Annotated in this window: 18 protein-coding genes, 12 tRNA genes, 3 rRNA genes and 1 pseudogene; 1 reads left to right on the forward strand and 33 read right to left on the reverse strand. The window is 43.7% G+C overall.

Going from position 1 to position 22,673, the window contains the following annotated elements:
* Positions 1-985 precede the first annotated feature (985 nt).
* The 20 genes and pseudogenes from tsaD to RCG23_RS10420 all read right to left on the reverse strand — a co-directional run bounded on the left by tsaD (position 986) and on the right by RCG23_RS10420 (position 11,345).
* Positions 986-2,009: pseudogene (tsaD, locus tag RCG23_RS10325) on the reverse strand (tRNA (adenosine(37)-N6)-threonylcarbamoyltransferase complex transferase subunit TsaD).
* On the reverse strand, positions 2,006-2,455 hold the full coding sequence (gene rimI / locus RCG23_RS10330) for a ribosomal protein S18-alanine N-acetyltransferase (RefSeq protein ID WP_308179634.1): 450 nt from the start codon (positions 2,453-2,455) through the stop codon (positions 2,006-2,008). The pseudogene tsaD and the gene rimI overlap by 4 nt, the downstream one beginning before the upstream one ends.
* A gap of 9 nt (positions 2,456-2,464) precedes the next feature.
* The gene (gene tsaB, locus RCG23_RS10335; RefSeq protein ID WP_308179635.1) at positions 2,465-3,172 is read right to left on the reverse strand and encodes a tRNA (adenosine(37)-N6)-threonylcarbamoyltransferase complex dimerization subunit type 1 TsaB; all 708 of its coding nucleotides are present in this window, start codon (positions 3,170-3,172) and stop codon (positions 2,465-2,467) included.
* Complete coding sequence (gene tsaE / locus RCG23_RS10340; protein ID WP_308179636.1) at positions 3,169-3,624, reverse strand: tRNA (adenosine(37)-N6)-threonylcarbamoyltransferase complex ATPase subunit type 1 TsaE; 456 nt, start codon at positions 3,622-3,624, stop codon at positions 3,169-3,171. Before tsaE ends, tsaB begins: the two co-directional genes overlap by 4 nt.
* 416 nt (positions 3,625-4,040) lie before the next feature.
* Positions 4,041-4,114 (reverse strand) — tRNA-Met (locus RCG23_RS10345).
* A gap of 217 nt (positions 4,115-4,331) precedes the next feature.
* Positions 4,332-4,447, reverse strand: a 5S ribosomal RNA gene (gene rrf, locus RCG23_RS10350).
* A gap of 82 nt (positions 4,448-4,529) precedes the next feature.
* Positions 4,530-7,463, reverse strand: a 23S ribosomal RNA gene (locus RCG23_RS10355).
* A 194-nt stretch (positions 7,464-7,657) separates the two neighbouring features.
* Positions 7,658-9,193 (reverse strand): 16S ribosomal RNA (locus RCG23_RS10360).
* The 16S, 23S and 5S rRNA genes sit together here with 12 tRNA genes alongside, the layout of an rRNA operon.
* Positions 9,194-9,313: 120 nt before the next feature.
* Positions 9,314-9,387, reverse strand: a tRNA-Gly gene (locus RCG23_RS10365).
* Positions 9,388-9,408: 21 nt separating this feature from the next.
* A tRNA-Pro gene (locus tag RCG23_RS10370) sits at positions 9,409-9,485 on the reverse strand.
* 5 nt (positions 9,486-9,490) lie between these two features.
* Positions 9,491-9,567: transfer RNA gene (locus tag RCG23_RS10375), tRNA-Arg, on the reverse strand.
* A gap of 60 nt (positions 9,568-9,627) precedes the next feature.
* Positions 9,628-9,713 (reverse strand) — tRNA-Leu (locus tag RCG23_RS10380).
* A gap of 61 nt (positions 9,714-9,774) precedes the next feature.
* Positions 9,775-9,859 (reverse strand) — tRNA-Leu (locus tag RCG23_RS10385).
* Positions 9,860-9,872: 13 nt separating this feature from the next.
* Positions 9,873-9,948, reverse strand: a tRNA-Lys gene (locus tag RCG23_RS10390).
* 7 nt (positions 9,949-9,955) lie between these two features.
* Positions 9,956-10,030, reverse strand: a tRNA-Gln gene (locus RCG23_RS10395).
* Between the two features lie 8 nt (positions 10,031-10,038).
* A tRNA-Asp gene (locus RCG23_RS10400) sits at positions 10,039-10,114 on the reverse strand.
* 200 nt (positions 10,115-10,314) lie between these two features.
* Positions 10,315-10,385: transfer RNA gene (locus RCG23_RS10405), tRNA-Glu, on the reverse strand.
* A 14-nt stretch (positions 10,386-10,399) separates the two neighbouring features.
* Positions 10,400-10,490, reverse strand: a tRNA-Ser gene (locus RCG23_RS10410).
* Positions 10,491-10,493: 3 nt separating this feature from the next.
* A tRNA-Asn gene (locus tag RCG23_RS10415) sits at positions 10,494-10,568 on the reverse strand.
* A gap of 288 nt (positions 10,569-10,856) precedes the next feature.
* Complete coding sequence (locus RCG23_RS10420) at positions 10,857-11,345, reverse strand: SprT family protein (protein ID WP_308179637.1); 489 nt, start codon at positions 11,343-11,345, stop codon at positions 10,857-10,859.
* A gap of 89 nt (positions 11,346-11,434) precedes the next feature.
* Here RCG23_RS10420 and cmpA point away from each other — a divergent pair, with 89 nt between their 5' ends.
* On the forward strand, positions 11,435-11,548 hold the full coding sequence (cmpA, locus tag RCG23_RS10425; RefSeq protein WP_308179638.1) for a cortex morphogenetic protein CmpA: 114 nt from the start codon (positions 11,435-11,437) through the stop codon (positions 11,546-11,548).
* 68 nt (positions 11,549-11,616) lie between these two features.
* Here the strand turns inward: cmpA and RCG23_RS10430 are convergent, their stop codons facing one another.
* From RCG23_RS10430 to RCG23_RS10490, 13 genes are all read right to left on the reverse strand, one after another.
* Entirely contained in the window at positions 11,617-13,779 is a 2,163-nt protein-coding gene (locus tag RCG23_RS10430) for a Tex family protein (RefSeq protein WP_308180030.1), read from the reverse strand.
* A gap of 114 nt (positions 13,780-13,893) precedes the next feature.
* The gene (locus RCG23_RS10435) at positions 13,894-14,490 is read right to left on the reverse strand and encodes a PP2C family serine/threonine-protein phosphatase (protein ID WP_308179639.1); all 597 of its coding nucleotides are present in this window, start codon (positions 14,488-14,490) and stop codon (positions 13,894-13,896) included.
* Positions 14,487-15,281 carry an RNA polymerase sigma factor SigB gene (gene sigB / locus RCG23_RS10440; protein ID WP_308179640.1) on the reverse strand — a complete coding sequence of 265 codons (795 nt, stop codon included), beginning with the start codon at positions 15,279-15,281 and terminating at the stop codon, positions 14,487-14,489. The genes RCG23_RS10435 and sigB overlap by 4 nt, the downstream gene beginning before the upstream one ends.
* On the reverse strand, positions 15,259-15,732 hold the full coding sequence (gene rsbW / locus RCG23_RS10445) for an anti-sigma B factor RsbW (RefSeq protein WP_308179641.1): 474 nt from the start codon (positions 15,730-15,732) through the stop codon (positions 15,259-15,261). Before rsbW ends, sigB begins: the two co-directional genes overlap by 23 nt.
* Positions 15,729-16,061, reverse strand: a complete 333-nt coding sequence (locus tag RCG23_RS10450; protein ID WP_308179642.1) for an anti-sigma factor antagonist — start codon at positions 16,059-16,061, stop codon at positions 15,729-15,731. Before RCG23_RS10450 ends, rsbW begins: the two co-directional genes overlap by 4 nt.
* A 61-nt stretch (positions 16,062-16,122) precedes the next feature.
* Positions 16,123-17,133, reverse strand: a complete 1,011-nt coding sequence (locus RCG23_RS10455; protein WP_308179643.1) for a PP2C family protein-serine/threonine phosphatase — start codon at positions 17,131-17,133, stop codon at positions 16,123-16,125.
* A gap of 10 nt (positions 17,134-17,143) precedes the next feature.
* Positions 17,144-17,545: an anti-sigma regulatory factor gene (locus RCG23_RS10460; protein WP_308179644.1), complete on the reverse strand. Its 402-nt coding sequence runs from the start codon at positions 17,543-17,545 to the stop codon at positions 17,144-17,146.
* 4 nt (positions 17,546-17,549) lie between these two features.
* The gene (locus RCG23_RS10465) at positions 17,550-17,906 is read right to left on the reverse strand and encodes an STAS domain-containing protein (RefSeq protein ID WP_308179645.1); all 357 of its coding nucleotides are present in this window, start codon (positions 17,904-17,906) and stop codon (positions 17,550-17,552) included.
* Positions 17,903-18,736: an RsbT co-antagonist protein RsbRA gene (locus RCG23_RS10470; protein ID WP_308179646.1), complete on the reverse strand. Its 834-nt coding sequence runs from the start codon at positions 18,734-18,736 to the stop codon at positions 17,903-17,905. Before RCG23_RS10470 ends, RCG23_RS10465 begins: the two co-directional genes overlap by 4 nt.
* A 366-nt stretch (positions 18,737-19,102) precedes the next feature.
* Positions 19,103-19,453: a type II toxin-antitoxin system endoribonuclease NdoA gene (gene ndoA / locus RCG23_RS10475; protein WP_009795787.1), complete on the reverse strand. Its 351-nt coding sequence runs from the start codon at positions 19,451-19,453 to the stop codon at positions 19,103-19,105.
* A 4-nt stretch (positions 19,454-19,457) separates the two neighbouring features.
* Positions 19,458-19,739: a CopG family ribbon-helix-helix protein gene (locus tag RCG23_RS10480; protein WP_308179647.1), complete on the reverse strand. Its 282-nt coding sequence runs from the start codon at positions 19,737-19,739 to the stop codon at positions 19,458-19,460.
* Positions 19,740-19,969: 230 nt separating this feature from the next.
* A complete protein-coding gene (gene alr / locus RCG23_RS10485) occupies positions 19,970-21,142 on the reverse strand; it encodes an alanine racemase (protein ID WP_308179648.1) in 1,173 nt (390 codons plus the stop codon).
* Between the two features lie 243 nt (positions 21,143-21,385).
* On the reverse strand, positions 21,386-22,402 hold the full coding sequence (locus RCG23_RS10490) for a LolA family protein (protein WP_308179649.1): 1,017 nt from the start codon (positions 22,400-22,402) through the stop codon (positions 21,386-21,388).
* Positions 22,403-22,673: the final 271 nt, after the last annotated feature.

Raw genomic sequence — 22,673 nt, forward strand, 5'->3', positions numbered from 1 at the left:
GCTCCTCCGGTGTTCTTTTTTAGTATCCATAATTTTTTGAATTGCAGGAAAAAAGATGCAGTCATTTTGTCACATGTTTTCCACAAATTTATTCACAAGCAAAAGAGCATTTTAACAACTCTCAAACTACTTTTCCACATTATCCACAAAAACATCATTTTATATCCACACTACTAACAGTTATCCACTGACTTTTCCACATTATCCACATTTTTAAATAGATTAACGGTCTTTATCCACAGAATTATCGAAATTAATTTAAAAAATAAGGCTTTTAGCAAGGATTGTTGTTTTCGGGACAAATTCTACTATTAGAGTTTGTTCCTAAATCCTCTGATTCGGACTTGATTTGATCAAACCTGTCCGGATAAGGTGGAAGAAATGGTTTTCATAATTGAGGTCATGGCCAAAAACCCAGCAAAAAAGATACCCAAAGGAGCAATGAAGACCGAAATCCCTGCCTCAGGAGCAGAAAATGGTCTTCATTAGGTGGATGAAGACCGAAACGCCTGTCTAAGGAGAAGGAAACGGTCTTCATAAGGGAAATGAAAACCGAAACGTCTGTCTAAGGAGAAGGAAACGGTCTTCATAAGCTAGGTCATGGCCAAAAACCCATCAAAAAAGATACCCAAAAGAGCAATGAAGACCGAAATCCCTACCTCGAGAGCAGAAAATGGTCGTCATAAGGTTGATGAAGACCGAAACGCATGTCTAAGGTGGAAGAAATGGTCATCATAAGTGAGATAAAGGCTAAAACCCCTCAGATTTGGATTTGATTGCCCTTGATTTGATCAACGTTGTCCCAATACCCCTCTGATTCGGACTCGGGTACCATTGAATACACCAATATTAGTTTTGAGTGGTATCTAAGTGAGTAAAATTATTACAAAAACAACAAAGTTTACGATAAGAGCCAAAAATAAAAAGCAGGCCTGTTTATATGTAAATAAACACACAAACACACCTGCTTATTGTTCCTAATTTCCTAATTGTAGATTCCAATATCAAGTCCTGGATTTGCATTTAGAGCCAAATCGGCTCTTTTGCCTTTATCAAACATGATACTTCCAGCCGCAGCGATCATAGCAGCGTTATCTGTGCATAGTGATAATGGAGGAATTACGAGTTCAATTCCCTCTTTTTCAGCAAATGCTTCATTCAACGCATGGCGTAATCCTTTATTGGCAGCGACACCACCCGCAAGCAGCACTTGCTTTACTTTATACTCATCCACCGCCCGGATTGTCTTCGTTACCAGGACGTCAATCACACTTTGCTGAAAGCTTGCCGCTAAATCCTGTGGCTCAATTTTCTGCCCGCGCTGTTCTGCGTTATGGACAGTATTGATAACCGCTGACTTCAAGCCGCTGAAACTGAAATCATAAGAGCCTTCCTCGAGCCAAGCTCTTGGCAGGTCAATCGTTGGAGTGCCTTCTTCGGCAAGACGATCAATATGAGGACCGCCAGGATATGGCATATTCAAGGTTCTTGCCACCTTATCGTATGCTTCCCCTGCAGCATCATCCCTTGTTTCACCGATTACTTCAAAATGTCCATGTTCTTTCATATAAACCAGTTCCGTATCGCCAGCCCGAAACCACTAGCGATAAAAGAGGGAAATTCATTTCCGTTACAAGGCGGTTAGCATAGATATGGCCAGCTATATGATGGACGGCGACAAGAGGCAGACTGTGGGCAAAAGCAAGCGCCTTTGCTGCATTCACCCCAATTAACAGCGCGCCGACTAAACCAGGCCTTTCAGTGACCGCAATGGCATCCAAATCAGAAAAAGTAATCTCTGCCTGTTTTAAAGCCTCTTCAATGACAATGGTAATCTGCTCAACATGGTGCCGTGAAGCAATCTCGGGGACCACTCCTCCAAAACGCTTATGGCTTTCAATCTGTGACGCTACTACATTGGCTGCAATTTCACGGCCATTTTTTACAATTGCAACTGCCGTTTCATCGCAGCTTGTCTCTATTCCTAGTATCCACTGGTCTTTATTCATAAATTCACCCACATCACTAATGCATCTTCCTGATTATCAGTATAATAATTTTTCCTAATCCCGCCATTTTGAAAACCCATCTTTCGATAAAGTGACTGGGCTATATGGTTTGTTACGCGAACCTCAAGGGTCATCGTTCTGGCTCCTTTTTCTTTTGCTACCTCGATCAGCTTTCGCATTAATGCATCGCCAAACTTTCTGCCTCTATACTCTGGTAGTACGGCTACATTCGTTACATGTGCTTCATCAAGGACTATCCAGACTCCGCAATAGCCGATAATTTTTCCGCCTTCCTCCAGTACGATATAGACAGCAAACTGATTTTGGTAAAGCTCATTATAAAAAGCTTCTTTGCTCCATGGTGTAGCAAATGAAAGGTGTTCAATATTTAAAATTTGGTCAATATCTTCTTCCTTCATGAATCGAAAAACGGGTATATTATTCATTACTATTTCCTATCCCTGTTTAGATTGGCCATTCGCTTCTAACCATTTTGCCTCGGCTTCAGCCAGGCGGATATAATTAGGCACAAATGAATGTACATCTTCGCTAGGTCTGTTTTTTCCTAACAATGCAAGCTCCGATGGCCGAGGATTATTTTCTGCCATTTCAGCAAACACTGCCTGTTCCCCCAATTTTTCTTCTATAAAGGAACGGTGTATGCTTACATCATTTCCAATGAATAAGATTTTCTCCTTACGGTTCTTCAGTTTTTCAGTCCAATCTGATATCATGATCAATTGATCCTTTTCCAGCTGATCCATCTTTCCGTTTGTTGACTGATATAATCCTGTATAAATCTGGCCTCTGCGGGCGTCAAACAAGGGCGCCACACTGCCGTTAAAATAACGTCCGGCTCCGGCTGCCAGTATTTCCAGGCTTGAAACGCCGACAAGGGGAATTTTTAATGACCAGGCAAGCGTCTTGGCAATGGTAACCCCTATTCGTACACCTGTATAGGAACCTGGACCTTTAGCCACAACAATTCTATCCAGTTCTCCCGGGTTCCAGTCACAGTCCTTCATTAAGGTTTGAATGGCTGGCATGATTCGGACAGAATGATTTTTCTTTGAATAGGTAATGTACTCACCAAGTACTTTTTCATCATCTACAAGCGCGACTCCTAACGTATAGTTAGAAGTGTCTAAAGCTAAAATTTTCATGAAGATATCTCCCTGCATAATTGCTCATATCGTTGCCCCTGAGGTTCGAGCACTATCTTTCTGCCATCTTCTTTATTATGGTACAGATAAATCGTTAATCGCTCCGAAGGGAGCTGGTCTCCTATTAAATGAGCCCATTCGACCACCGTTACTCCGTCCCCTTCGAAATACTCATCAAAGCCTAAATCCTCAAAGGCATCCTCCACCCTATAGACATCCATATGGTAAAGAGGCATTCTTCCTTGATATTCCTTGATGATCGTAAAAGTGGGGCTGTTTACTGTTTTTTTTATATCCAATCCCTGTGCCAGGCCTTTTGTAAATGTGGTTTTCCCTGCTCCAAGGTCACCTTCGAGGGCAATAATATCTCCCGGATGAAGATGCCTGCCCAACTTCATAGCAAATTCTGCTGTCTGCTCGGGGCTATTAGAGTGGAATTCAAAAGAGTTCATAAAATCACCTATTATCATTACTTCTTTTTTATTAGCGTTGAATGGTGCAAAAAAACCTTAGGATCACTCCTAAGGATGAATTTTCTATTATATAGTTTACATGATTTTTTCATTAAGAGCAAAGAGCCAGGTGCATGGCTCAGGTTTCTTAGATAGGTTACCCGTCAATTTTGCTAGTTTACCCGTCATTCCGTGACATTTACCCGTCTAATTGAACCCCTTTCCCGTCATTTCTTAGAAAATACCCGTTTTTGAACTGCGTAACCCAATTTTAAAAATAGGAAATTATATAATAAATAATTTTATTTGATCAACACCTCAAGCGCCTTTGTTAATTCCTGTATGATTATTTCTTAGACGGTAAAAAAGCAAAAATAAAAAAGCGAAACCTTAGTTTCGCTTTTTCTAATGGATTATTGCGGGGGCAGGATTTGAACCTGCGACCTTCGGGTTATGAGCCCGACGAGCTACCGGGCTGCTCCACCCCGCGACGATAATAAAATATTTAATTCGCCCATGCGCTTTTATGCTTTGGGCTGTTCTCATCTCTGAAAGCCAAACCAAGGAGCGGCTCGATGAGTACAACTCGCAGATTAATCAATGAAGTAACGCTTGTTGCTCCACCCCGCGACGATAATAAGTATTGATTACTGATATAGTATATGTGATAAATAATTTTATATTCATCGCATTTATAAAAGCAAACAGCCTGGCAACGTCCTACTCTCACAGGGACAAAGTCCCAACTACCATCGGCGCTGAGAAGCTTAACTTCCGTGTTCGGTATGGGAACGGGTGTGGCCTTCTCGCCATTATTACCAGACTATTTGGTTTGAGGTTTGTTCCCTCAAAACTAGATAATGTAAGAAGAAGAAGTAAGTCGAGTTCGCTTTGTCATAAATGACTTGGTTAAGTCCTCGATCGATTAGTATCAGTCAGCTCCACACGTCGCCGCGCTTCCACCTCTGACCTATCAACCTGATCATCTTTCAGGGATCTTACTAGCTTGCGCTATGGGAAATCTCATCTTGAGGGGGGCTTCATGCTTAGATGCTTTCAGCACTTATCCCGTCCGCACATAGCTACCCAGCGATGCCTTTGGCAAGACAACTGGTACACCAGCGGTGCGTCCATCCCGGTCCTCTCGTACTAAGGACAGCTCCTCTCAAATTTCCTGCGCCCACGACGGATAGGGACCGAACTGTCTCACGACGTTCTGAACCCAGCTCGCGTACCGCTTTAATGGGCGAACAGCCCAACCCTTGGGACCGACTACAGCCCCAGGATGCGATGAGCCGACATCGAGGTGCCAAACCTCCCCGTCGATGTGGACTCTTGGGGGAGATAAGCCTGTTATCCCCGGGGTAGCTTTTATCCGTTGAGCGATGGCCCTTCCATGCGGAACCACCGGATCACTAAGCCCGACTTTCGTCCCTGCTCGACTTGTAGGTCTCGCAGTCAAGCTCCCTTGTGCCTTTACACTCTGCGAATGATTTCCAACCATTCTGAGGGAACCTTTGGGCGCCTCCGTTACTTTTTAGGAGGCGACCGCCCCAGTCAAACTGCCCACCTGACACTGTCTCCCACCCCGATAAGGGGTGCGGGTTAGAATTTCAATACAGCCAGGGTAGTATCCCACCGACGCCTCCACCGAAGCTGGCGCTCCGGTTTCTCAGGCTCCTACCTATCCTGTACAAGCTGTACCAAAATTCAATATCAGGCTGCAGTAAAGCTCCACGGGGTCTTTCCGTCCTGTCGCGGGTAACCTGCATCTTCACAGGTACTATAATTTCACCGAGTCTCTCGTTGAGACAGTGCCCAGATCGTTACGCCTTTCGTGCGGGTCGGAACTTACCCGACAAGGAATTTCGCTACCTTAGGACCGTTATAGTTACGGCCGCCGTTTACTGGGGCTTCGATTCAGAGCTTCGCTTGCGCTAACCCCTCCTCTTAACCTTCCAGCACCGGGCAGGCGTCAGCCCCTATACTTCGCCTTGCGGCTTCGCAGAGACCTGTGTTTTTGCTAAACAGTCGCCTAGGCATATTCACTGCGGCTCTTCGAGGCTATGAACCCCAAAGAGCACCCCTTCTCCCGAAGTTACGGGGTCATTTTGCCGAGTTCCTTAACGAGAGTTCTCTCGCTCACCTTAGGATTCTCTCCTCGCCTACCTGTGTCGGTTTGCGGTACGGGCACCATTTATCTCGCTAGAGGCTTTTCTTGGCAGTGTGGAATCAGGAACTTCGGTACTAAATTTCCCTCGCCGTCACAGCTCAGCCTTCACGCCAGTGGGATTTGCCTCACTGACAGCCTAACTGCTTGGACGCGCATATCCAACAGCGCGCTTACCCTATCCTCCTGCGTCCCCCCATTGCTCAAACGATAAAAAGGTGGTACAGGAATATCAACCTGTTGTCCATCGCCTACGCCTTTCGGCCTCGGCTTAGGTCCCGACTAACCCTGAGCGGACGAGCCTTCCTCAGGAAACCTTAGGCATTCGGTGGACGGGATTCTCACCCGTCTTTCGCTACTCATACCGGCATTCTCACTTCTAAGCGCTCCACCAGTCCTTACGGTCTAGCTTCAACGCCCTTAGAACGCTCTCCTACCACGGACACCATACGGTGTCCATCCACAGCTTCGGTGATACGTTTAGCCCCGGTACATTTTCGGCGCAGAGTCATTCGACCAGTGAGCTATTACGCACTCTTTAAATGGTGGCTGCTTCTAAGCCAACATCCTGGTTGTCTAAACAACTCCACATCCTTTTCCACTTAACGTATACTTTGGGACCTTAGCTGGTGGTCTGGGCTGTTTCCCTTTTGACTACGGATCTTATCACTCGCAGTCTGACTCCCACGGATAAGTCTTTGGCATTCGGAGTTTGTCTGAATTCGGTAACCCGATGAGGCGCCTAGTCCAAACAGTGCTCTACCTCCAAGACTCTTACTACGTGAGGCTAGCCCTAAAGCTATTTCGGAGAGAACCAGCTATCTCCAGGTTCGATTGGAATTTCTCCGCTACCCACACCTCATCCCCGCACTTTTCAACGTGCGTGGGTTGGGCCTCCAGTAGGTGTTACCCTACCTTCACCCTGGACATGGGTAGATCACCTGGTTTCGGGTCTACGACCACATACTCAATCGCCCTATTCAGACTCGCTTTCGCTGCGGCTCCGTCTTCTCAACTTAACCTTGCATGTAATCGTAACTCGCCGGTTCATTCTACAAAAGGCACGCCATTACCCATTAACGGGCTCTGACTACTTGTAGGCACACGGTTTCAGGATCTCTTTCACTCCCCTTCCGGGGTGCTTTTCACCTTTCCCTCACGGTACTGGTTCACTATCGGTCACTAGGGAGTATTTAGCCTTGGGAGATGGTCCTCCCTGCTTCCGACCGGATTTCACGTGTCCGGCCATACTCAGGATCCACTCAGGAGGGAACGAAGTTTCAACTACAGGGTTTTTACCTTCTATGACGGACCTTTCCAGGTCACTTCATCTACCCCGTTCCTTTGTAACTCCATGTTGAGTGTCCTACAACCCCAAGAGGCAAGCCTCTTGGTTTGGGCTATGTCCCGTTTCGCTCGCCGCTACTCAGGGAATCGCGTTTGCTTTCTCTTCCTCCGGGTACTTAGATGTTTCAGTTCCCCGGGTATGCCTTCAATACCCTATGTATTCAGGTAAAGATACTGTTCCATTACGAACAGTGGGTTTCCCCATTCGGAAATCTCCGGATCAAAGCTTACTTACAGCTCCCCGAAGCATATCGGTGTTAGTCCCGTCCTTCATCGGCTCCTAGTGCCAAGGCATCCACCGTGCGCCCTTTCTAACTTAACCTAAAAGGTTTTTTTCTCTTACTAATAAGAGAGAAAACTAAAATGGCGATTACTCGGTTCTTACTTGGTTTTCTTCTTTACGATTATCTAGTTTTCAAGGAACAAAAAAATAAAGCCTTGAGAGAATTGCTCCCTCAAAACTAAACAAACAAAAAGTGGTCAACACTGTAATGTCCGTAAGGACAGTTTCCTTAGAAAGGAGGTGATCCAGCCGCACCTTCCGATACGGCTACCTTGTTACGACTTCACCCCAATCATCTGTCCCACCTTAGGCGGCTGGCTCCTTGCGGTTACCCCACCGACTTCGGGTGTTACAAACTCTCGTGGTGTGACGGGCGGTGTGTACAAGGCCGGGAACGTATTCACCGCGGCATGCTGATCCGCGATTACTAGCGATTCCGGCTTCATGCAGGCGAGTTGCAGCCTGCAATCCGAACTGAGAATGGTTTTATGGGATTGGCTCAACCTCGCGGTTTTGCAGCCCTTTGTACCATCCATTGTAGCACGTGTGTAGCCCAGGTCATAAGGGGCATGATGATTTGACGTCATCCCCACCTTCCTCCGGTTTATCACCGGCAGTCACCTTAGAGTGCCCAACTGAATGCTGGCAACTAAGATCAAGGGTTGCGCTCGTTGCGGGACTTAACCCAACATCTCACGACACGAGCTGACGACAACCATGCACCACCTGTCACTCTGTCCCCCGAAGGGGAACGTCCTGTCTCCAGGATTGTCAGAGGATGTCAAGACCTGGTAAGGTTCTTCGCGTTGCTTCGAATTAAACCACATGCTCCACCGCTTGTGCGGGCCCCGTCAATTCCTTTGAGTTTCAGCCTTGCGGCCGTACTCCCCAGGCGGAGTGCTTAATGCGTTAGCTGCAGCACTAAAGGGCGGAAACCCTCTAACACTTAGCACTCATCGTTTACGGCGTGGACTACCAGGGTATCTAATCCTGTTTGCTCCCCACGCTTTCGCGCCTCAGCGTCAGTTACAGACCAGAAAGTCGCCTTCGCCACTGGTGTTCCTCCACATCTCTACGCATTTCACCGCTACACGTGGAATTCCACTTTCCTCTTCTGTACTCAAGTCCCCCAGTTTCCAATGACCCTCCACGGTTGAGCCGTGGGCTTTCACATCAGACTTAAAGGACCGCCTGCGCGCGCTTTACGCCCAATAATTCCGGACAACGCTTGCCACCTACGTATTACCGCGGCTGCTGGCACGTAGTTAGCCGTGGCTTTCTGGTTAGGTACCGTCAAGGTACCGGCAGTTACTCCGATACTTGTTCTTCCCTAACAACAGAGCTTTACGACCCGAAGGCCTTCATCGCTCACGCGGCGTTGCTCCGTCAGACTTTCGTCCATTGCGGAAGATTCCCTACTGCTGCCTCCCGTAGGAGTCTGGGCCGTGTCTCAGTCCCAGTGTCGCCGATCACCCTCTCAAGTCGGCTACGCATCGTCGCCTTGGTGAGCCGTTACCTCACCAACTAGCTAATGCGCCGCGGGCCCATCTGTAAGTGACAGCCGAAACCGTCTTTCAGCTTTCCCTCATGAGAGGAAAAGGATTATCCGGTATTAGCTCCGGTTTCCCGAAGTTATCCCAGTCTTACAGGCAGGTTGCCCACGTGTTACTCACCCGTCCGCCGCTGATCACCGAAGTGATCCGCTCGACTTGCATGTATTAGGCACGCCGCCAGCGTTCGTCCTGAGCCAGGATCAAACTCTCCAATAAAGAGTGAGTGATTAGCTCATAAAGTTACGTTGGCAAATTCCGACGATCAAGATCGTCTTCATTTGGTCTTGCTTGTTTTGTTGACATTTTTGTTTGTTTAGTTTTCAAAGAGCAATAATTTGGAGCGGGTGATGGGAATCGAACCCACTACATCAGCTTGGAAGGCTGAGGTTTTACCAGTAAACTACACCCGCATATTTATAATTGTGATTCGATGGTCGGGAAGACAGGATTCGAACCTGCGACCCCTTGGTCCCAAACCAAGTGCTCTACCAAGCTGAGCTACTTCCCGTAATATGGCGCGCCCGAAAGGAGTCGAACCCATAACCTTCTGATCCGTAGTCAGACGCTCTATCCAATTGAGCTACGGGCGCATTTATTAAAAGCAACTTTTATATTATATTATATCTGATTCAACTTGTCAACAATTTTTTTGGTGCGGCCGAGAGGACTTGAACCTCCACGGGGTTGCCCCCACTCCGCCCTCAACCTAGCGCGTCTGCCATTCCGCCACGACCGCATTTAATTAGCGACAAAATTAATCATATCATGATGGCATAATACTTTCAACAGGTAAATCATGGTGCGGGTGAAGGGAGTCGAACCCCCACGCCTTGCGGCGCCAGATCCTAAGTCTGGTGCGTCTGCCAATTCCGCCACACCCGCATATTGAATTAAATGGTGAGCCATGAAGGACTCGAACCTTCGACCCTCTGATTAAAAGTCAGATGCTCTACCAACTGAGCTAATGGCTCGAAAAAATGGCTGGGCTAGCTGGATTTGAACCAACGCATGTCGCAGTCAAAGTGCGATGCCTTACCGCTTGGCTATAGCCCAATAAAAAATGGCGGTCCCGACCGGGATCGAACCGGCGATCTCCTGCGTGACAGGCAGGCATGTTAACCGCTACACCACGGGACCATTATAAAATGTAGATATTGAATGCTCCGTGTTTCCATTAAACTGTCTCTTCCTCTTCTTGCTGATTCGGAGAAGTTAATGCGTCGAGACAACTCGCAGATTACTCTTAGAAGTTTCGCTCGTCGCTACACCACGGGGTTATTAAGCATTTAGTTTTTTCTAAGAACAGGAAATGATATGTGTTCATTCCCCGTTCCTGATGACCCCTACGGGATTCGAACCCGTGTTACCGCCGTGAAAGGGCGGTGTCTTAACCGCTTGACCAAGGGCCAGAATAAAATGTTCTGGCGGAGAAGGAGGGATTTGAACCCTCGCGCCGGTTGCCCGACCTACACCCTTAGCAGGGGCGCCTCTTCAGCCTCTTGAGTACTTCCCCATATGGCTCCGCAGGCAGGACTCGAACCTGCGACCGATCGGTTAACAGCCGATAGCTCTACCACTGAGCTACTGCGGAATAATTAAATAATTCCCTAAAGTTTAACTGCTTGCCGTGTCCCCGCCTCTGAAAGTAAATCAAGATGTTACTCGGCGTGTACAACTCGCAGTTTATTCACGAAGCTTTGCTCGTCTCTACCACTGAGCTACTGCGGAATAATTGAAATAATCATCTAAACCTTAATTAGTAGCTGCTTATTTAGCAAGCATTACTCGTTGTTGTTAGACAAGGCATTACCTTATCGACTCTTTACATTATAATGACGTTATATAACAAAGTCAAGACGATTTTCCAAAAATGTTGTGATTAAATTGAACTGGGCTTATCAGCAGCTATTTCCCCCAGCTTAATCAGCTTTCCTCTGCACTTCCCGCATACATATCTAGCTGTATCAATCGCTCTTTTTCTCTTATATTCAAGATGGCATTTACTGCATTTATATAGGAGGATTTTTTTAAAAGAACGTCTCTTTGGTTCATCAGGAAGCTTCCCACAGAATCTTGGACCTCCCACTTTTTTTAACAAAGCTTTAAATTCCATATCACTGTGTCTGTAACCCCGGCCTTCAAGATGCAAATGATAGTGGCAGAGTTCATGCTTAATAATGCCTATTAATTCTTGTATCCCAAGCTGTTCTAAATACTTTCGATTGATATCGATATTATGTGACCGCAGGAGATATCTCCCTCCTGTTGTTCTCAGCCTGGAGTTGAAAATCGCTTTATGCATGAATGGTTTTCCAAAATCCTTTTCCGATATTTCTTCAACCATTCGTTGCAATTCCTGATTTTCCATTTTACCCCTCCGTCCACAGGTGAACATGACAACCTATTATAGCATACATTAGTATACCTTGATTGATATCCTTTTCGGGAGGTTTGACTATGCCGACGTGGTTTCAAAACCAAATGAAAAGAGCTTTTTATGAAAAAGATCGCTATCAGATTAAGCTGTTAAACCAGTGCTGGTTTTTTTACCAAAAAAAGCACTCCCCATAAGAAAAGCTCCAGCGCACGTTTCCGGCGCTGGAGCTAGATTCAAGAATCAAATAGAGCAGTGCATTAACTTATTCAGAGGGCGGGAGCATGGTCAACGCTACTCTCCCTTTATTCATATCGACTGAATCGACCCAAACCGTGACAACATCTCCTACTGACACTACATCAAGCGGATGCTTCACAAACTGCTTCCGCAGCTTGGAAATATGGACAAGCCCGTCCTGCTTCACGCCAATATCGACAAAGGCGCCGAAATCGACAACATTTCTTACAGTTCCTTGCAATTCCATTCCCACTTTAAGATCCTCTAACTTTAATACATCCTTTTTTAAGAGAGGACGCGGTAAGTCATCACGTGGATCCCGTTCCTGCCGGACGAGCGCTTCGATAATATCTTTCAAGGTAAGTTCTCCAATGGACAGTTCCTCAGAAACTGCGTGAAGATCAAGCTTTCCTAAAGAATCACGTAGCTGATCCGTCCCTAAATCCTTCGTGGTGAACCCGAGATTCGAGAGCAGCTTTTTCACTTCATCATAGCTTTCCGGGTGTATCCCTGTTCTGTCCAGTGGGTTCTTTCCATCCAGCACCCTTAAGAAACCAATTGCCTGCTCGTAAGTTTTCGCACCAAGGCGTGGCACCTTCTTCAGTTCCGTCCTGCTGGTAAACTTCCCTTCTTCTTCACGCTTCTTCACAATATTGTTTGCCGCGGTTTTCGTTAATCCGGCCACATATTGCAGTAGGGAAGAAGACGCTGTATTAACATTAACCCCGACCTGGTTAACAGCCGTTTCCACTACAAAGTGAAGAGATTCCGAGAGCCTTTTTTGTGTCACATCATGCTGATACTGGCCGACACCCACTGATTTAGGATCGATTTTAACCAATTCAGCGAGAGGATCCTGAAGCCTGCGTGCAATCGATACCGCACTTCTCTCTTCAACCTGAAAATGAGGAAACTCTTCCCTTGCCAAATCGGACGCAGAATATACACTGGCTCCCGCTTCATTGACAATCAAATAGTAAATCTCTCCGCCCGCTTCTTTCAAAATATCTGCTACAAATTGCTCCGTTTCTCGGGAAGCGGTACCGTTGCCGATTGCTACCATTTCTACAGAGAAATCCTTTAGGATATTTACTATCTTTTCTTTTGCTTCCCTTGCTTTCGAAACAGGGGGATGCGGATAAATGACGTCAATTTTCAAAACTTTACCCGTGTCGTCTACTACTGCAAGTTTACAGCCTGTCCGATAGGCTGGGTCCACTCCAAGAACTGTTTTACCTTTTAGTGGCGGCTGCAAAAGTAAATTTCTAAGATTTTCAGAAAAAATATGTATGGCCTGTTCCTCACCTTTTTCGGTGAGTTCAGTGCGAATTTCCCTTTCAATGGACGGTTGGATCAGGCGCTTATATCCATCTTCAATAGCCTCGATTACGACTGAAGCTGACGGAGAATGCTGATTCGCGATCCATCTTTTTGAGAGGTAGCCTAAAATGGCATCAGAGTTATTTTTAACGCCGACCCTTAAAATATTTTCTTTTTCTCCGCGGTTTAAAGCCAGGATTCTATGCGGAACTATTTTGCTTACAGGCTCTTCATATTCATAATACATCTCGTAAACTTTCTTCTCATCTTTATCCTGGTCCTTGACTGTTGAAGTCACCGTTCCCGCTTTAAACGTTGAATTACGGATCCATTTTCGGCTTTCTGCGTCGTCCGAAACCATTTCTGCAATAATATCCTTTGCTCCCGCAATCGCATCTTCAATCGTTAAAACTTCTTTTTCTTCTGAAAGATACCGTTTCGCTTCATCATTCACTTCGCCTGAGGTGCAAGATATCAGCCACTGCGCAAATGGTTCTAGTCCTTTTTCTTTCGCTACAGTCGCTTTTGTCCGGCGTTTTTGCTTATACGGCCTATACAAGTCTTCTATTTCCTGCAGTTTAACAGAACGATTTATTTTTCCACTAAGCTCTTCCGTTAACTTCCCCTGTTCTTCAATAATACGCAGGACTTCCTCTTTCCTTTGTTCAAGATTTTGAAGGTACTGCCAGCGCTCCTGAACATTCCTGATTTGCACCTCATCCATTGCTCCAGTTTGTTCCTTTCTGTATCGGGCAATAAACGGCACTGTATTTCCATCGTTCAGTAAAGAAATAACACTATTCACTTGTTTATGAGATATGGACTGTTCATTTGCAATCATTTTTAAGAGCTGTTCATTTTTATCCATTGTTGCCTTCACTTAATCATCCTCCATATTAGTTTACTTTGTTTACTATTGTATCAAATACGGCATTTAGTTTCATTAACCTGCCTTTTCAAAACAAAGAAAAAGCCTACTCAATTAGAGTAAGCTTCCAACAATAAATGTTGCATCATCATTTGATTTCGCATGATTTGCAATGATTTCTTCCGCGATCATTTTGGCAGGATATAATCCTTTCAATAATGCCTTGATCCCCTGAAATTCATATCCATCTGAAAATATTAGGAATTTGGAATGTGGATCAAATGAAAAACGCTGTGTATGATAAACCTGGGGCTTGCCTGACAAATAGCCAGTTACTGGCAAGGGATACGTCAGCTTTCCTTTAGAGGAATACAAGAAAAACCGGATATTGCCGACACAGCTATATACAAATTCCCTCGCCTGAAAATAAACCTTAAAAACAGAGACGGCAGCACCGCGTTTTTGAAGTAATGCTTTATTGCTATGCTTCATAATCGAATCTACATCTTCATGATGATATTGTTCCACCGCACTAACTACTGCTTGAGATGCTTCATGCGCATATTGGCCACTGCCCAGTCCATCAGCAAGTACACAAACAAAGTACTCAGACGTTGCGGTAAAAAAGTAACTGTCACCGCATAAAACCTTTCCTTCTTTTGCCGTTTGGTGAGCGTACACCTCAATACTGTCCTGAATTAGATGGTTCATGAAAGGCACTCCGAATTATTAGTCTCCGCATGAATCGCTTCCTGCAGCTTCTTTATTGCTCTTCTCTGCAAACGAGATACGTGCATTTGTGAAATACCAAGCATATCCCCTGCATCTTTTTGACTCATATTTTCAAGGTATGTGTATTGGATAATACTCTTCTCTCGATCCGATAACACATGGAGAACCTTCTCAAGGACAAGTCTTTGATTCGTTTTTTCGTAGCCTTCGTCCACACTGCCAACAATATCAAGCAGGGTGACAGTTCCTCCGTCAGAATCCGCTTCAATTGAATGGTCAACAGACAAAGCCTGATAGCTTTTGCCCATTTCCATCGCTTCTAGCACTTCTTCTTCCGAAACCTCTAAAACCTCGGCAATTTCTTCCACTTTAGGGGAACGGTGAAGCTTCGTCGTCAGATCTTCGACGGTAGTCTTAATTTTAGGACCGAGTTCTTTAATGCGGCGGGGTACATGAACACTCCATGTTTTATCCCTTAAGAAGCGTTTTATTTCACCAATTATCGTCGGGACCGCAAAAGCTTCAAAGCTTTTTCCAAATGATTCATCGTAGCGCCGAATCGCTCCAAGCAAGCCAATCATTCCGACCTGAGCAATATCTTCGTGAAAAGAACGGCCGCTTGAATACTTCCGGGCTATCGTTTCTACAAGGCCTTTATAATGAATAACAAGCTGGTCTTGTGCATCGGAATCCTGATACAGCTGATAGGCTTTGATAAGTTCATTGATTTCCTGTTTCCCTGAGGTATTAGGTTGAGATTGTTTCGACATCGATCTCCACCTGCTCTCCTTCAAGATACTTCGTCATGAAGACAGTTACTCCTTCATTATTATGAATCCTGACTTCATCCATCAACGTCTCGATCAGATACAGCCCTAAGCCTCCTTCTCGCAGAAACTCGGCTGAATCATTTTCGTTGTATGGGCCAAGACCTTGTCTAGCCGATTCGAAATCAAAGCTTTTTCCGCTATCGGCAACCATTACTTCCAAACGGTCCTTATATAAACCGAAGCCAATTAGCACTTCTCCGTGCTCATTGTTTTTATAAGCATGCTGAACAGCATTCGTGCAGGCTTCGCTAGTAGCGATTTTTAAATCTTCCAAATCATCATAGGAAAACCCCATTCTGCTGGCAATGCCAGATAGGGTAAGGCGAATCACGCCCACAAACTCAGGTTTCGCCGGTATTTTCATTTCAATATAGTCAAACGGTTGATTCATTGCACTCCACCCTCTATCTGGCTGTTTATATCAATAATATCGGCCAGTCCCGTAATTTCAAAAAGTCTCTTTAGACGTTCAGATAATCCAATGAGACGAAATTCTCCATTATGGGAACGGACTGATTTAAATACACCTACAATAACTCCAAGGCCGGTACTGTCCATATAAGAAACATCCGATAAATCAATCTCCATTTTCACATTTTCCTTTTCAGATAAGGGAAAAATGGCCTCGCGGAGTTTTGGGGCAGTAAAAGCATCTATTTCTCCATCAACATTAATCGCTAATATAGTATCATTTTCTTTTACATCTATTTTAATATTCATTAGTGACCCACCTCTTTATAGTCAATTGCTCTCTCATTCGTTTACCCTCTTTTGATATTGGTTAAACATTTCTTTTAATAATGATTAATGTAAAGTCATCTCGCAATTGAAAATGCTGAAGTCTTTCAAGATCCTTATAAATACTATTGACAATTCCCTGTGCATCCAAGTGAATATACTTTCTGATGTAATTGATTAATTCTTCCTTTTCCAAAAAGCCTTCTTCTGTCCTGCACTCGGTTACTCCATCTGACATCAGAATAATCATATCGCCAGGAAGAATCGCTTTTTCGAATTGCAGATATTTAGTCTTTTTATCAATGCCAAGAAGAAGTCCTCTTGCTTCCAGTTCGGAAAATTCCTCGCTTTCAGCATGATAATAGAAGCCGGGTTCATGCCCTGCGGATGAATAATGGATGATATGTTTAGCTGGATCATACATTCCATAAAACATCGTTATGAACATGCTCGGGTCTACGTTTTGTTCTACAACCCTATTCAGGCTTTCCAAAACCAAATTAGGCGTATTTCGATTTTCAGGAAGACTGTCCATTGCATACTTGATCATGGACATGCATAAAGCAGCAGGTATTCCCTTTCCGATGACATCAGCAATCGCCACATTGACACAGTTATTTTCATCCACAACAAAATGAAAATAATCTCCATTCATATGTTTTGCCGGTACGCTCAGTGCGCCAATATCCAGTCCTTCAACCTCCGGTATAGAGGTGCCTAAAAGGGTTTGCTGGACATTTGCCGCAATTTCCATTTCGGTCCGAAGCTCCATCTGTTTATTCCGAAGGCTTTGGTGCTCACGATAAGCCACTCCGTAGCCCATCATTACCTCAAGCAGAATGTCAAAGGAGTGCAACACACTCTCGGGAACTTCCGGATAAAGCTCGAGGAGCAAGCTTTTATGAAGGCTGACGATTTCTTCCGGAGATATCTTCTGCTCAAGCGATTTCCTGCTGAACATTTGCCCCTGATATAAAGATTGTTCCGATTGATTTTTTAAATAATTTATTAAAATTTCACGATACTTTTGTTCCATATTTTCCCGAAGTTCCATAATCCCCCTCCTAACGGAGCCACTTGGTCGCCATTATATCTGTTCCGCTTCCAGGTGTTGAATCTATATCAAACTCATCCATTAATCTTTTCACACCGGGCAATCCTGCACCAAGGCCACCAGATGTAGTGAATCCATCTTCCATGACCTGCCGTATATCGCTAATACCTGGACCGTTGTCTGCAGCAATAATTTTCAATCCCGCTTTACCGCCGTTGTATATTTTCTCTATACAAATTTGCCCCTGTCCAGCGTAAAGGTAGATATTTCTGGCCAGCTCGCTAATTGCCGTAGTGATTCTCGCCTGGTCCACCGTTCCAAACCCAAGTTCCTTAGCAACGTTTCGTCCTAGCTGTCGGGCAGCAACGATGTCCCATTCATTTAAAATTTTTACGCAGGATTGGTTTACCATACACTTAATCCCCCAATTCCTGTTGTAATTTCTCCAAACCTTTTTCTAAATCTAATGCAGTGAGGACATCTTCTAATCCAATTCCCAATTCAATCAGCGTAATGGCGACAGCAGGCTGAATTCCGGTAAGAACGACTTTTGCACCCATTAATTTAGACATACTGATTACATCACCCAAAACCTTGGCGATGAAAGAATCTATAAAATCAATAGAAGTAATATCAATTACAACGCCATTTGCACTTGTTTCGTGAATTTTATGAAGCAAATCCTCCTGGAATTGAAGGGCAGTTTGATCGTCTAATTCCCATTGAATGGAAACTAACAAGCAGTCATGTAATTTTAAAATCGGTATTCTCAATTTGCTCCCTCCACTTTGACAATTTTACGGTTTGTCAATTCTAACGCGGCTTCAATTCCCTTTTTCAGGGTATTTTTAGTTGTAAATTGGTTTAAATTTATGCCTAAATTAACAATTGTTTGAGCTATTTCAGGACGAATGCCGCAAAGCATGCATTTTGCTCCTACTAAACGCACAGCTTCGGCAGCTTGAATAATATGATGCGCAACCATCGTGTCTACTACAGGTACTCCTGTTATATCGATTAACACTACTTCTGAACGGTGTTTAACCACACCCGTCAGCAGGTTTTCCATAATCTGTTTTGCTCGTTCTGTATCTATTGTACCAACAAGCGGCATTACTGTTATTCCTTCGAACACAGGAATTAATGGAGCCGAAAGCTCTTGCAAGGCTATTTTCTGAAGAGATACTGTTCTTTCCCAAGTCTTGGAATATATATCAACTACTTCATTTTGAAGTGGGCTCATCCACGAATCAAACTGATAAATTACATCCATCTGGTTTTCATCAGTCACGTAACCATGTTCCTGCATACCTTCAAATAAATTTTTACTGAAAGTGCGAAGCCCTTCAATCACAAAATGCAGCGGCCAGCCCAGCCTTACCACTTTTTCCGCAAAGTCTGTCAGACGATTATTGAACTCTTCCTTTGATTCCTTCAGATTAGAAATAATCAAATCGACAAATTCCCTGCTTGTCCCTGCAAATACCTGATCGGACACTAGTCTTAAGGCACGCTCGTCTGCTTCTTTCTTCATTCTGTCCATCCACTCATCCAAGAGCTCTTCTTTTCGTGACGCAATATATTTTAAAATTAAATTATCCATTCCTTCCTCCTAAACCATTGTTGATCTTTATTTATTTTAAAAATGTCTCTGAAAATAAACTGTAAAAAAATGTTCACACTCTATATCTTAATTACATTAAATGATATCAATAATATCCAGTCAATTAAAACAATTTGCTTTTAATAAACTGCGACTATCTTTTTTACCCTCATTCCGAAAACGTTAAACCTCTTTTATTATTTTTTATTTTTACTTTTTTATTTATTTACGGTTAAAAATAAATCTCTTAAAAAAAAGACAAGCCAAACGGCCTGCCATAAAAGTAACACAATATGAGGTTAACTATTAATTAGATTCGAATTATGTATAAAAAAACGCCCTTACTTTAAAGAGCGTACTTTTATGTTAAAATTCGATGAGACCTAAGCTTATTTGCAAGGCTTCATCCACTTTTTCCATCATTTCGTCATCGAGATGGGTAATTTTATCGGTTAAGCGCTGCTTATCAATTGTACGAATTTGTTCTAATAAGATGACCGAGTCTCGTTCAAAGCCATATCGCTTCGCATCAATTTCAACATGAGTAGGCAGCTTAGCTTTTTGTATTTGAGCCGTGATTGCCGCAACAATTACTGTGGGACTAAACCGATTCCCGATGTCGTTTTGAATGACAAGAACAGGTCGGACGCCGCCTTGTTCAGAACCAACAACTGGGGATAGGTCCGCAAAATAAACGTCGCCACGTTTGACAATCAAAGGATTATCCTCCGCTAACTAGACGTTCAACATTTTGTTCTGCCTCATATTCTGCCAGGAATGCTTCAGATGCAATCGTTAAATTAATCTTCGACATTTCCATATATCCGCGTCTCATAGCCTCGCGAATTTGTCTCTTTTTACGTTCACGCAGGTACATTTTTGTTGCCTGGTAAATAAATTCACTGCGATTAACATTTTCTTGTTTAACAAAACCATCTAATTCGGTTAAAAGATGTTGCGGTAATTTCACTAAGATTTCCGTTGTTGCGCCGGACTCTGACACAAACATACACCTCCACCATCACTACACACCATTTTGTCCCGACTAACCTGCTAATTAGCATTCGTACGGGTTTTTATAAGCTATGTTTATATTTATTGTTTACCATTTTTAATAATAACACTATTCACGCCTATTGCAAAGACCCTTCAGCAATTCTTCTGTATTATCAGCTAAAAAAATATTCTTTTATACACAGATATTCTCTTATTCATAAAAAATTCCTTTCATTCCTACTCCCATTCATTTTGAATAAGGTAATTTTTCAAATTAACAATCCTACCGTCTTGTTTATAAAGCCGGGGAACTCTGCTTGCGATCATGCAGGTAATCTCATAATTAATCGTATCCAGCTTTTCGGCAATTTCATTCACAGAGATGAACTTGCCGTTCTGTGCGCCAATTAATGTAACAGTTGTTCCAACGGGTACATTTCCAGGAAGCCTAATCATACACTGGTCCATGCAGATCCTTCCGACAATCGGTACTCGTTTCCCCTCCACCAGTACTTCCTGTCCCTGTAATTTTCTTATCCATCCATCTGCGTAGCCAATTGGCAGTGTGCCGATCCATTCCTCTTCCTGCGCTTCATAGGTCGCTCCATAGCTGACCTTTTCACCCTTTTGAAGCTTTTTCACATGAACAAGGCGCGATTTCAGCATAAATGCCTCTTTTAATGGAACCGGAATTTCTGGTTCCATTTCACGTGATGGTGTCAGCCCATACATGGCAATACCGATTCGGACAGCATTAAAGAGGGCATCAGGAAAACGGAGGGCTGCCGCACTGTTGCTGCAATGTACGTATCGCGGCCGCTTCTCCAATACATTGAGCATCTCTATAAATGTATCCAATTGCCGTTGGAAATATGAAAGCTCAAGTTCATCAGCTGTTGCAAAGTGGGTAAAAATTCCTTCCAAAACGAAAATGTCTTCGCTCTTTAATATCTGAACGACTTGCTTAAGCTCTTCTTTATTTCGAATTCCGATTCTTCCCATGCCTGTATCAAGCTTGACATGAAGCAAAAGCTTTTGGTCCTGGCCCAGATGAGCTTTCGCTTCGTTCAGCCAGTCGGATTGAAATATGGTAAGTGTAATTTGATTTTCAGCCGCTACCATCGCATCCTGCGGACGGGTGGCTCCCAGTACAAGGATTGGGGCAGTTATTCCTTTCTTTCTCAAGGCGATTGCTTCATCCATAAATGCTACCGCTAAATATTTTGCCCCGGCCTTCAGGGCAGCCTGTGCGGTCTGATCATCACCATGCCCATATGCATTTGCTTTTACAACGGCAATGATATCCACTTCCTCAGGCAGATAATTTTTTATGGCCATTACATTATCAGAAATGCAATCCAAATCAACTTCAGCCCAGGTGTCTCTATAGAAATAACCCTGCTCTTCCATTATGTCACTTCCTAATCTGCCTCTATCCTGGAGATTTTCTTTTGTGCTTCAGATGTTTTTATTTCTCACATCCTGAAAGCGATTCATTTTCAAGATAGGAGTCTCTTTTCATCATTTCGATTATCAAACTCCTAACTCTATATGTCAAATGTATAATATACTATTTCTCCTTATTCATTCGCTTTAATTTCATCTATCCAAAGAAAAAAACAGGCTCCTTTTAGGAACCTGTTTGTAGGGTTATTATTTTACGCCATCTCCCTGAACAGAGCGTGCCAAAGTAGTCAATTCTTCCTCTGTCAGCTTTTTAGACGCAAGCATATAATCGATTCCATTTTGTGTCCATGTGATGGTATGGCCGGAAATCGCCCCAATTGTATATCCTAAATCAACAGGATCTCCATTCACAACAGTCGGCATAGATGTTGCTGCTGGCTTAGCAAGTATTTTTTCCTGTACGAGCGTAAATGGTTTCTTACCCTCATAAGTAAGCACAACGCGCTTTCCGTCTTCCAAATTCACTTCTTTTTCATCGATCAGCTTAGAACCCGAAATTTTTGACGTAGGGTATTTGACAGTAAAGGCACTGTCCTTGGATTCAGCCATGGCCGGCATACCCACCTGAGCTCTCGTCATATTTTTCTTCATATCGAAATCATCTTTATCGAAGTTGGCGTTAAATTTAACATTGGAAAATTCAACTGTTACTAGCGGATTATGGTCTACATCCATTACCTTTACAGTTGCCGGTGATAAATCACTTTTATTTAGCTTAATCTCCTGGAACGGAAGCATTTTATTATTTTGATAGCGGGTTTTTGTTTCAAATACATAAAAGTCCTTTGTCGAGGAAAATTTCGCATCTTTATCCTGGATAATATCTTTGATGAGGGATTCATATAGATAGGCCTGGCTGCTGTTTTGCGGCGAATCACTTTGAAAACGGAAGCTTTTATTAAGGGCTGGCGTCAGAACGAATACTCCTTCATCATTCCTTAAAATCATTTGGCTTTGGTCCTGTTTCGCATTTTTTAAATTAACCCGGTAATAAGAGGGGTCCTTATGCCAGATTTCTACATTGTACACTTGAGGGTCTTTACCCATTTTTAGTGTCATTTTGGCATCTGCTTTATAGCCGGTCAAATCCTCCAGTTTTCCATTTAAATCTTTCACTACATCATCCTGTGATTTAGAACCACAGGCTGCAAGGACAAAAATAGCCATCAGCCCGGCAAAAAGCAGCAACAACTTTTTCCTCATTCTTTCAACTCCCTTTTGTCTCATTTCGGCTTAAATAAGGAGAAAAAGAGCGCTTTTGCCGTTCGAAAAACAATTGCCGTGGTCAAAAATCCTTTCACGCGCGGGTTTTTGTCTATTCGATGGGCTAGTCAGCCTTGTCTCCCCTATTGCACTATGAATATATGAGACAACCTAAAGGAATATGCTAGGGGAATTGAAAGGAAAATCTGATCCTTAACAACAAGCCTCCAGCTTAAATGAGCATTTAAATGTTTTTTAGGAGCTTCTGCTA

It is taken from the genome of Neobacillus sp. PS3-34, assembly GCF_030915465.1.
Taxonomy (GTDB): Bacteria; Bacillota; Bacilli; order Bacillales; family Cytobacillaceae; genus Neobacillus_A.